This window comes from Polaribacter sp. L3A8 (assembly GCF_009796785.1).
Taxonomy (GTDB): domain Bacteria; phylum Bacteroidota; class Bacteroidia; order Flavobacteriales; family Flavobacteriaceae; genus Polaribacter.
Genome location: NZ_CP047026.1, coordinates 1,518,871 through 1,530,418 on the forward strand (window position 1 = coordinate 1,518,871; position 11,548 = coordinate 1,530,418).

5 protein-coding genes are annotated in these 11,548 nt (G+C 35.7%); all 5 read right to left on the reverse strand.

The genetic code is table 11. The annotated features are described in order from the left end of the window. Window position 1: 1 nt before the first annotated feature. Window positions 2-1,030 (reverse strand): DUF5627 domain-containing protein, encoded by a 1,029-nt coding sequence (locus tag GQR92_RS06135; RefSeq protein WP_158838288.1) that lies wholly within the window; start codon window positions 1,028-1,030, stop codon window positions 2-4. 101 nt (window positions 1,031-1,131) lie between these two features. After that, entirely contained in the window at window positions 1,132-2,856 is a 1,725-nt protein-coding gene (locus GQR92_RS06140) for a RagB/SusD family nutrient uptake outer membrane protein (protein WP_158838289.1), read from the reverse strand. Window positions 2,857-2,878: 22 nt separating this feature from the next. Beyond that, on the reverse strand, window positions 2,879-5,737 hold the full coding sequence (locus GQR92_RS06145) for a SusC/RagA family TonB-linked outer membrane protein (RefSeq protein WP_158838290.1): 2,859 nt from the start codon (window positions 5,735-5,737) through the stop codon (window positions 2,879-2,881). Between the two features lie 39 nt (window positions 5,738-5,776). Beyond that, window positions 5,777-7,609 (reverse strand): RagB/SusD family nutrient uptake outer membrane protein, encoded by a 1,833-nt coding sequence (locus GQR92_RS06150; protein WP_158838291.1) that lies wholly within the window; start codon window positions 7,607-7,609, stop codon window positions 5,777-5,779. An 11-nt stretch (window positions 7,610-7,620) separates the two neighbouring features. After that, window positions 7,621-10,740 carry a SusC/RagA family TonB-linked outer membrane protein gene (locus GQR92_RS06155; protein WP_158838292.1) on the reverse strand — a complete coding sequence of 1,040 codons (3,120 nt, stop codon included), beginning with the start codon at window positions 10,738-10,740 and terminating at the stop codon, window positions 7,621-7,623. Window positions 10,741-11,548 lie beyond the last annotated feature (808 nt).

Sequence of the window (11,548 nt, forward strand, 5' to 3'; positions counted from 1 at the left end):
TCTATAGGTCTTTAAGTTCAACTGTAAACTCTTCAAAGATGGCTGTTCTATCTCGTATTACTAAAGTATCCTTTACGGTATGTGTCTCTGCGTTAACGGCATCTTTATAAGTATAATTTAAATAAATTACATCTTTTTTATTTCCTCCAAAAGAATCTCCGTCTTCAACAAATTGACCGGTACCTGTAACTCCATAAGGATCTTTTTTATAACTACTTATAGTACAAGTGTTATCCTCATTAAAGGAAAGTTCCATAACAACATTACCTGGGCTAGAGTTTTCACCACGACCAATAAGGTTTTGATATTTAACCTTGTCCATTCCTGCTGTTTCTAAAAGTGTTAATTCATCTCTCTCTACAAAACCTGCATTATATACCCTTCCTACTGTAGAGGTAGGATCCGTAATCATATCATTACCTCTTCTAAGGTAGTTACCGTGAAACCTGTTCATAAATTTAATACCAAACAAGGTATAATCCTTTGGAAGCACATCCCAATCTAACGGGTTTACACGATCTGGATTAGACATAAAGCTCCTTCCTACGGACAAGGTATCTAAATTATCAGCCTTGGTCATTACCAACGGAATTACATAATTAGTGGTATTTACTTTACCAAACGACAAGGTGTCTTTAAAAAACGCATCACGTAATTGAACTTGAATCCTTCCCTTGGTAGAACCAGAAGGAATAGATACAGGACTTACCGTTTCAAACGTATAATATTCTGCAGGAAGTGCCTTTACATTTGCTACGTTGTTTAAAAGACTATTGTCTACTTCAAAATAGATTTTTCGTTCTTTATCGTTTGTATAAACTCCTGTCATCAAAGCAGTTATTTCGAACCTATAATCATTATCATTATCGTTAAAGGCCAAATCATAATCTCCTAGTATAAGAGTACGGGCTGGGGTTTGATAAGGAAAATAAGCTCCTTGAAAATCGTAATCATCAAACTCCGGTTCGGTGTTGCTACATGATAAAGCTATCAGAGCACCTATTAATAAAACTATATTTTTTGTATTCATTAATGAAGAATTTATTATTATTAAACATATTTTGGATTTAGTTCCCGGCACCTACCGAGAACCTAAACCAAACCTAATTTATTTTCTGGTTATACGATAGGTTACCAACCTTGGTTCTGTTCTAATTTATTAAATTTAACTATCTCGTTCTGTGGTATTGGGCCATAATTGGCATTATCACCATAAATTCTAGATTCAACATTTAAAATTGTATAATTAGCCCCATTATATTTCGCTCCTTTAGCGTTAGGTGTATTATCCAAAATCCCCCATCGTCTTAGGTCGTACATACGATACCCTTCAAAACAAAGTTCTAATCTGCGTTCGTTTCTAATCAATTCTCGCATATCTGCTTTAGAAGTGATACTAGACAAGTAAGCATCCCCATTACTTAGACCTACTCCAGCTCTAGATCGGATCGCTCCAATTATAGTACGAGCACTCATACCATCTACCATATTATCAGGACCTCCTAATTCATTGGTAGCTTCAGCCAACAATAGATATAGATCCGTATAGCGTAAATAAATACTCATTTTTTCTGTTGTGGTTGTACTCCCATCGTTGCTGATTACTAAATCTGGAGCTACCAATTTCTTCATGTAGAAACCAGAACGTGTAGATTTACCTTGCACCTTGTCCACCTCGTCACTACCACCACCAACACCGGTATTGATAACCCTACCATTAAGATCGTTACCATTGTACAATATATACAAAGCCAAACGAGGGTCTCTATTAGTGTATGGATTCGCTGCATCGTAATCTGGGTGAGAAGTTGAGAACGGAGTACCATCTAACATTGGAAATGCATCTACTAAGTTCTGAGTAGGATTTACAGCTCCATCTCCATTTAAAGAAGGCGGAAAATTAGCTTCCTCTACCCATGCAGAGCTATATACATTTTCTCTCCACAGTACTTCTGGAAAATTACGGGTACCGTTAGGAAAATCGTAAAAATTGGTTAACCCATTTGGATCCAATCCTGCTACTCCTCCGTTATCGTTCAATAGACCACCCAAAATATTGGCTGCTATTTGGTAATAATCTCCAGATCCGTTTAAGAATGCTGGACTAGCTGCCAATATATTTAATTTTGCTTGAATGGCTTTAATAATCCTTCCGCTAACACGACCATCTTGAGAACTACCAAAAACAAACTGATATCTTTCAGCATCAATATCATTATACCTTGAAGGGCGTTTTGCAAGATCTCCATCCCAATCCATTGGCAAATATTCTAAGGCTTCCTCTAAATCTGTATTGATACGATTCACCGTTTCTTGAAAGCCTAATCTTGGTATGTTAAAATCAGCATCAAAAGATAATAACTCAGAAATATAAGGTATTCCTAATAATTCACCTGAATTGTTCTTACCTCCATGTTCTTGTAAAACCCAAAAATGTCTTATCGCTCTCAACGCAATTGCTTCACCGCGCATCCTTTCCTTAAAAAGTTGATTGGTAATAGTATCTCTTTTCCAAAACACATTATCAATAACTTCTAAAAAGTTGTTCACATATAGAATTTGCTCATACTGTCCCCATCTACTTGTAGGTGTATTTTGAGAATTCCATTCACCTGTAGCCATACGTGTATAATTGTTAACTACATTATTTACTGCATCGTCAGTAGCCACATCACTAAAAGAATACTGATTAGGCATTTCATCATAGCCGTTAAGCAGTAAGCCTTCGGCAAAGACGGGATCAATGTTTAATCGCTCTTCCCCTAGTAGGTTTTCATCCAAGGGCTCGAACATAGTACAAGCACCTGCGGATAAAAGAACCAAAACTATCGCTGTATATTTAAAAATATTATTCATGTCTAAAATCTATTTTTTTTAGTTAAAACTTCATTCTAAGTCCCAAAGAATAGTAACGGTACATTGGGCTATTACTCAATTGCAGTTCTCGAATGTCCTTATTTTTTGAAATCTCTGCAAGATTTGATCCGGAAGCGAATACACTAAAATCTTGCATCTTCATCTTCTGTACCCAATTTGTTGGTAGATCATAAGTCAATTGTACACGTTGCAACCTAAAGTTACTATTGTCATACAACCAAAAGTCTGAGTTTACACCTAAGTTGTTTGTATTTGGCAATGAAGACAGTCTCGGAAAAATTGCCGTATTAGCTGTTTCTGGAGTCCAACGCCCACGAACCACTTCAGAGTATTTTTGATCTCCTTGAGGACGATAATAGTTACCATCGGCTACACCATTACCTCCAACTTCGGCAGTTAAAAGTGCAAAGAGAGTAAAAGGACCATAATCTAAGGTAATATCAGAACTGAAAGTCCAAGGAGAATCCCATCGACCTATAGAAACTTCATCTTGATTGTTTACCACTCCATCGTTGTTTATATCTTTATAACGAATATCTCCTGGCTGTAATGCCCCAAACTGCGTAGGTATACCTGCATTAAGGGAACCATCCGTGTTAAAATCATCCTCACCAAAGAAGCCCATAGACTTCAAGCCAAAAATAGCATTTACAGGTTTACCCTCTCTATTCTGGTACTCGTCTGCATAAACTTCATCTACCTTCTTTCTAGTAGAATTGATGTATAATACTCTGGCACCGATGTTCATTCCAAACTCACCAAAACGATCTAAATAGTTGGCTCCGAATTCAAAACCAGAATATTTATCAGCGTTGAAATTAGAATAAGGTCTAAATCCTCCATAGTATTCTGGATATACAGTGGTTGCATTGATTACTTGGTCTGTCAAATCAGATCTAAAAACATTAGCCTCTACCCATATTTTTTTGGCAATCAAGGCTTCGAAACCAAGGTTATAGTCCATTCTTTTTTCCATACCCAAATTATTATTCTGTCCTCTGCCTATTGTGGTGTATTGGTTATTGAAACCAGAACCATTGGCATCTCCCCAATTATAAAATCCATTATTACCACCTTGTTGATAAATAGCATCATATAAAAAATATCCATCAATACCTATATCAGAATAAACAACTCCCATAGAAGATCGTAGTTTTAAATAATTTAACCAAGAAGAATCTTTTAAAGACTCTTCTTCAGAAAGTACATAGGCAAAACCTAAGGTAGGAGCAAACTTACCACGATTTCCTTCGGCTAATTTTATAGAATTTACATAAGACGCATTAAAATCGAACATCAATTTGTTCTTGTATTTATAATTAACGCTCAATCCTAAATGGCTATTCTTAGAAGATTGTTTTTCGTCTATAACCTGAGTGCTATTTGCAAGCGCTATTAAAGAAGTATTAATCTCATGATTTTTGCCTAACATTTTCTCGTAGTTAATCATCCCATAGAAACCGTAACGAATAGTAAACACATTAGAATTAATATTTTCTGTAAGTCCAGCAATGTCATTATCCCTTATGTTTTCCAATCCTATAATCTTACCCTCATCATTCCAAGTAGGCTCATAAGCGGCAAACTGATTTACATTACTAGTATTGTAGAAATTATAAAAATCAAAACTCAAATAGGTTTTAGCCGATAATCCCTCCGTAACAGCACTCAAATCAAAATCGATTGCATTGTTTACCTGACTTATTCTTGTTAAGTTGGTAGTACGCCCACCAGCATATACATTAGCCAAAGGCACATTGTCTCTAAAATTTCGATTTCCCCCTATAAGGAATCCATTAAATTTATTGGCAGCTTGTAAAACACCTGCTAATTCTGGATAGTTCATGACATCTACAGCACTAATAGGTAATAAAGGAGAATATAGGTTTGGTCTAAAATTGTTACCTTCATCGTAAAGATTAGTTAAAGAAGCTTTATTTTGTTCAATAACAGCAATCATATCAAAGCTACTCTTGATCCAGTCATTTACTCGAAAGTCTATATTACCACGAACATTAAAACGCTTAACACCTTTATCGTTATCGGTAACATTCTGTATTGTCTGATCGTTCCTAAAACCAACATTGATATAATATTTGGTATCTTCTACGGATCCTGAGAAATCTGCCACCACATTGGTAAATGAAGCGTTATCTTTCATATAATCACTACTGTAAAAATCTACATTAGGATACCTGTAAGGATTTACTCCACTGGCGTGATTAGCAATTTCTTCGTCGGAAAAACTTGGAGTTGCACCGTCATTAACTCTAGCTTCGTTAAAAAGCATCATATATTCAGCAGATCCCAGATAATTTGGCATTCTTGTAGGAAATTTGATTCCTGAACTAACACTTACATTAAACTCTTGCTTTACTGCACCACGTTTCGTTTTTACAACGATAACGCCATTTCTTCCCATAGCACCATAAAGAGCTACTGCATTGGCATCTTTTAGAATGGTGATTTCCTCGATTTCTTCCATATTAAGCAAATCGATGCTTCTACCTGGAATACCATCCACAACGATTAAGGCAGAACCTAAACCACGGATGTTGTCGCTTCCTTTAAGCCCAAGCATTCTACCTGATAAGGCATCGCGAACCCATTGGGTGTTATCATATTTAAGGAAATCATCGGGTTCGATAGTTGATACCGCACCAACCACGTCTATATTCTCTCGATTCTGGAATCCTAAATTTACTTCTTCCTTAATTTTGGATACCAATTTATTGGTATTCATTTTAATGGAATCGGTTGTTGCGGTTAAATCATTGTCCTGAGCGGATACTGTAAGGGAAAACATCACAGAGACGCAACCAAACAACAATGATTTTTTATATTTATTAAAGTGTGTCATAGATTATTTATATTAACAAATAGTGAAACAGTTTTGATTTTACCATCCTGGGTTTTGTGGGAATCCTTCGTACAATTCCGTATCATTCTGAGGAAATGGTAACCAATAATGTTTTTCATCAAAAACTTTAGTACGTATTATTTCTTCTCTAAAATTGATTGGTTTTCCAGCTGCATTTCTGTCAAAACGAATACCTGTTTTCAAACGGTATTTCATATCTGTACCCAATTTCCAACGTCTTACATCCATCCAGCGGTGGTTTTCGTAACTCATTTCTACGGCTCTTTCTCTACGGATCTCATCCATAAATTTGTTTACACTGGTTAAATTCTGTGGCTTAACATTTAAACTTCCGTCAGGAACGGCACGTTCACGTATTGCATTAATAGCGTCTACTGCCGACATATTGAATCCAGGTGCTTTTCCGTCTAAGCCATAAGCCATTACAGCTGCCTCTGCATACATAAGGTAGATATCGGTAAGCCTTACATGAGATCTCCATCCAAATGCTTCTACATTATCGAACTTATTGAAATTTCTTGGAGACCATTTTTTCATTCCATACCCTGTTAAGGAACCAGTATTCTGGTTGGGATTACGGTGTGCTCCATCATTATATAATTGGGCATATCGGTGTACTTCATCAGCGCCAGTTGCGGCTCCTATGTTATCAATTAACTGATCACCATCAACAACAATCCATTTGTTAAAACGGGGATCTCTATTTTTCCAAGGATCCTGAGGATCGTACAAAGGACTATCGTCACATGACAAACCATCCTTCATTCCAAAATAATTATGAATATAATTATGGGTAGGAGCTGCACCTGTATCACCAGAACTCATTGCAACATCTGTTAACTGCCATATAGACGGCAAATACTTAGGATACCAACCTACGTTTCCAGGTTGACTTAAAATAAACTCAGAAGAATAAGGATACTGTCCGTTCTCAGAATAGAACACAGAACCATAATTATCCCAAGGTACCAACTGATATCTAGGCATTTGTATTACCTGAGCCAAAGCTTCAGCAGCTTTCATGCTCAATTCCTTATTATATCCATAAGTATCACTACTACCTTGCATCAATGGGCTAGCTGCGTATAAAAGATTCTTTCCTTTCATTGCCATGGCTGCACCTTTGGTTATACGGAACATATTCTGTCCTCTAGTCTTCGCTCCAGGAGCCCAACTTGCATCATCCCAATCTGTAGGAAGCAATGCAATGGCTTTATCAAAATCTGCATCTATTTTTAATGCCGTTTCAGACCATTCTGCTGGTCTTGGCAACTGCCAATCGTCCTCTAAAACCCTGTCTATATATGGTATAGAACCCCAGAATTTCATAATCTCATGATGAAAAAACGCTCTAAAGAAATAGGACTGTCCCATAATTGCATCCCTTTCTTGTTGTGTAGCATCTACCATTAAGGTCTCTGCATTTTCAATAGCTATGTTTGCTTTTCGAATACCTTTCCAGCTACTTACCCAAACAGAACTTCTATCAAAAGGATAGTCTGAATTAGTATCCTTTGGATTACCGTTACCCGAACCCTGGTTAATCATAAAGATACCTCTTAGATTTGCCCATTGACCGTATTCCCCCTGATCTATACTAAAATCGAACATCCAAGTACGGTTATTCACAGATTCTTCACCATAATAGCCGTAATACTGCCAGAAAGCTCCGGCATAATCAACCATCATAGCATACATTTCTTCTACCCAACCTTGAGAATTGTCAAAATCTTGAAAAACTTCATCGATGCTTAGGTCGGTTTCAATTGTTTTATCTAAATATTCTTCACAGGAAACTGTAAGTGTTCCTATCAAAAATAAGCAGCATATTATTTTAAATATTTTTTTCATTGTTATCGCTCTTAAAAGTTAATATTTACCCCTAGGTTAATTCTCCTAAACGAAGGATAACTACCTCTAAAATTACCATCTTCATTGCTCAATCTATCATCCGGAAGCTTCGACCAGAAAGCCAAATTGTTTCCGTTTAAGTACACTCTGTAACTGCTACCTCCTTTAGAATCAAAAGTGTATGCAAATTCCATGTTTTGTAATTTTATAAAAGAGGCATCATACCATTGTCTATAAGAATCTGTACTGTGTTGTGTATTATTAAATCCACTAAGAACGTGTTCTCCATCAGGATTATCTTTGCTCCAATAGTCAGAAAGAAAGTCAAAGTACAAATGAGATTCTGCAACAAATGTTCTGTCTTGATATGATTTGGTTGCATTGTTAACCCCATAAAATTGAACACTAAAACTAAATTTCTTGTAGTTAGCCCCCAAGCTTAAGTTAAAAGTATTTAAAGGACGTTCTGTATAACCAAAAGGTACTTGATCATAATCTCCACTTACAAACCCATCCATGTTCCAATCCTGTTCATCATAGAAACCTGGTCTACGTGCACTTTGGTTACTCTCGCGAGGATAAGAACCATATACATCATCCCAATTCTCCAATAGATCTCCCCTTATTAATTCACGTGGTTGGCCAATAGAAAATCCTGCCTCTTTTTGATACCCAGGTCTAAGCTCTGGATCTTCCTTAAATATTATCTCATCCTTGGTATAAGTGTAAGCAAAATTCCCGTTAACACTCCAATTGTCCGTAAGTTGTTTATTATAATTAAGAACCATCTCCAAACCTTTTACAGATGTTTTTCCTAGGTTTACATCTGGCGGTTGAAAACCAAAAAAGCTAGGAACACTACGGTCATTAGCAGGGATCACAATATTATCACGATCCTCCTTAAAGAAATCCACGTCTAAGGTGAACATATTGTTTAGTGCAGCTAATTCAAAACCAATATTTGCTTTTGTTGAGGTTTCCCATTGCAAATTCGGATTTCCGATTATCGCTTCTTTATAAAACGTATAAGGAGATTTATCCCATTTATTACTGTTGTTTAAAAAAGCACTTCCTCCACTTTCCCATTGAGAAATATAACCCCATCTACCACCTGAAGAATCATCACCTACAACACCGTAAGAACCACGAATCTTAAGCTTGTTTAACCAACTTTTTGTTCCGCTCATAAAATCTTCATTAGTTACCATCCAACCTAATGCTACAGAAGGAAATAGATCGAACCTAAAACCTGGCCCGTATTTCTCCGATCCGTTGTAAGCTCCGTTTACATCAATAAAGTAACGGCTATCATAGTTATAGGTAGCTCGGGCAACCCAATCTTCTCTATATCTTGGAAACATATTTCCAATAGCATACTCCTCTCTGTTCATTAAAGCCAGAAGACCTACGGTGTGCTTATTTCCAAAAACACGATCATAATTCAAAGAAAGCTGATAGAACAAACGTCTACTAGAATTATTATCATTAATATTCAAACCGTCTCTAGACCATGGCTGAACCACATAATCAAATTGATTTTCACCTGGAGGCGTTACATAATAAAAGCTTCCATCATCATTATAAATCTTAAAAACCACATTATCATCTGCATCAACTTTAGGGTCATTAATTCCTTCATTACCTCTAAAATTATTATCAAAGGAGAACGAACCTCTAAAACTTAAACCTTCTGTAATGAAATCTAATTTTTGTTGTAGGACAAAATCGGTATTTACCTGTACCCTATGTTCATTGACATCACTTCTTGCTGTTAAAGAAACTGCTGGATTAAGGACATCGTATCTATTAGGGTCTGCACGCCCATAAGTACCATCAGGATACAAAGGATAAAACAAGTCTGGCGACAATTCGTAAATACTGTTATTAAGTAATGATCTATCAACACTTGTACCTCCTTGAACACCATAATACCCAGAAAGGTTTACAGAAAGACGCGTAGATTTGGTTATATCAAAGTCAATATTACTTCTAAAATTAAAACGATTGTAAGAAAACTCTGTAGTATAACCTCTTCCAGTATCAAAGGCATTTGCATCATAAATATCCCCTACATGGTTATAGTTAATAGCTCCGAAGTATTTTACAGTCTCGGTACCACCTCTAACAGAAAGATCTACCTTATAATCCATGGCAAAGTCCTTTTGAGTCGCGTCTATCCAATCTACATTGGGATACACATACTTATCAGTATCGTTAATTGGATTTCTATATCTATCTGCAATTGACTCAGGCACATAAAATTTCCAAGCTCCTTCATTAGCAGGTACAGAACGCTCAATAGATTCATTGGCAACCTTTATACCATTATAAGAATCGTATTTTCCTGGTAATTTAGATGGCTTTTTCAAGGTAGAACTAGCTGTTAAAGAAAGTTGTGCCTTACCAATTTTACCACGTTTTGTAGTGATAAGGATAACCCCATTGGCTCCTTTTACACCAAATACAGCGGTAGCCGAAGCATCTTTTAATACAGAAATACTCTCTACATCATTGGCATTAACATCATTCATACTACGCTCAATACCATCTACCAAAATAAGTGGCTGTCCGCTTCCATTCCAACTACTCTTTCCACGAATAAAAATATCAGGAGACTCTTCTCCTGGACGTCCCGTAGAAGAAACAGTGGTAACACCTGGCAAACGCCCTGTAAGCGCTTGTCCTACTGTAGACACACCGCCAGACTCCATCAATTTCTCTCCTGTAACCTGTACAATAGAACCTACAACGCTTTCTTTCTTTTGTTTACCGTAACCGACAATTACAATTTCACCTAGACTAGCTACATCTTCTACAAGTTCTACACTAATTGTAGCACTCCCTGTTACAGGTATTTCTAAAGTTTTAAATCCTAGATAAGAAAACACTAACGTTTTGGTACCCAAAGTTAATTCAATAGAATAGTTTCCATCAAAATCTGTTGTTGTCCCCCTAGTCGTCCCTTTTTGCACCACACTTACACCTGGTAAAGTCAGTCCATTTACATCCGTGACAACACCCGTAATATTTTCCTGTGCTTGCACATTAACAGCTGTAAAACTGCAGAAAACAAGTGCGAGTAACAACATAAATCCCGAAACTGGTTTCTCGTTTTTTAGTTTTTGCTTCATTTTTTGTTTTAAATTTTAATAAAATTATAATATAAACTGACTCAAAGTAAGAATACAATCAAAATCCATCATTGTAACATTACCAATACCTTGTTGTAGTATATTGGCACCGGTTACAGACAGATTTACTAAACCTTTAACGGTAATATTCTGTTGAGGATTCTCATTGGCCCATATAGTAAAATGGGACATAAAAATGAGTAATACAAAGAGCCGCATTTTCCTACATAAATTAAAACAGAAAATGAGCTGTTTTGTATAAAGTATTTGTTTTTCCATACATTTAAATCTTTTTTAATCACTTATGTCTTTAAGTTTTGGTTGATATTTATTTTAACTAGCCAAAATCATTCGTAGAGTTTCTACTTATCATGGCTTAAATCTAACTAATACATCATTTCATTGTTTTTACTTCATAAATGTTAAATTAATTGCCCTTTATAAAAGCACTGTTATATATTTAGTTTTGTAGGTTGCTGAGTTGCTCCTCAATATTAAAGAAATCTTAAATAAATAAATATTTGAAATAAAGCATATACTATAACTAATATTGCATTAATTGTAATTAATTGCGATACAGAACATACTGACTAATTAAACCTACCGCTCTTTCTTTTGTTGATAAAGATTGATTTTGAAATTTAAATTCAGCTTCTTTTTTACTACAAGAAAAAACAAGAAATAACCAAATAATAAAAGCACCTTTAGGTTTTAGTTTTTTGATATTTGTTTTAGTTTTATTCAAGGTCATTAATTAAATATTAAAACTAGTAACAGTATTAAAATACCTACGATTACTATTTCTATA

Excerpts from the sequence above, each read along its gene's own strand:
- GQR92_RS06150 (WP_158838291.1), bottom strand. The coding sequence starts at position 7,609 with ATGAAAAAAATATTTAAAATAATATGCTGCTTATTTTTGATAGGAACA.
- GQR92_RS06155 (WP_158838292.1), bottom strand. The coding sequence starts at position 10,740 with ATGAAGCAAAAACTAAAAAACGAGAAACCAGTTTCGGGATTTATGTTG.
- GQR92_RS06135 (WP_158838288.1), bottom strand. The coding sequence starts at position 1,030 with ATGAATACAAAAAATATAGTTTTATTAATAGGTGCTCTGATAGCTTTA.
- GQR92_RS06140 (WP_158838289.1), bottom strand. The coding sequence starts at position 2,856 with ATGAATAATATTTTTAAATATACAGCGATAGTTTTGGTTCTTTTATCC.
- GQR92_RS06145 (WP_158838290.1), bottom strand. The coding sequence starts at position 5,737 with ATGACACACTTTAATAAATATAAAAAATCATTGTTGTTTGGTTGCGTC.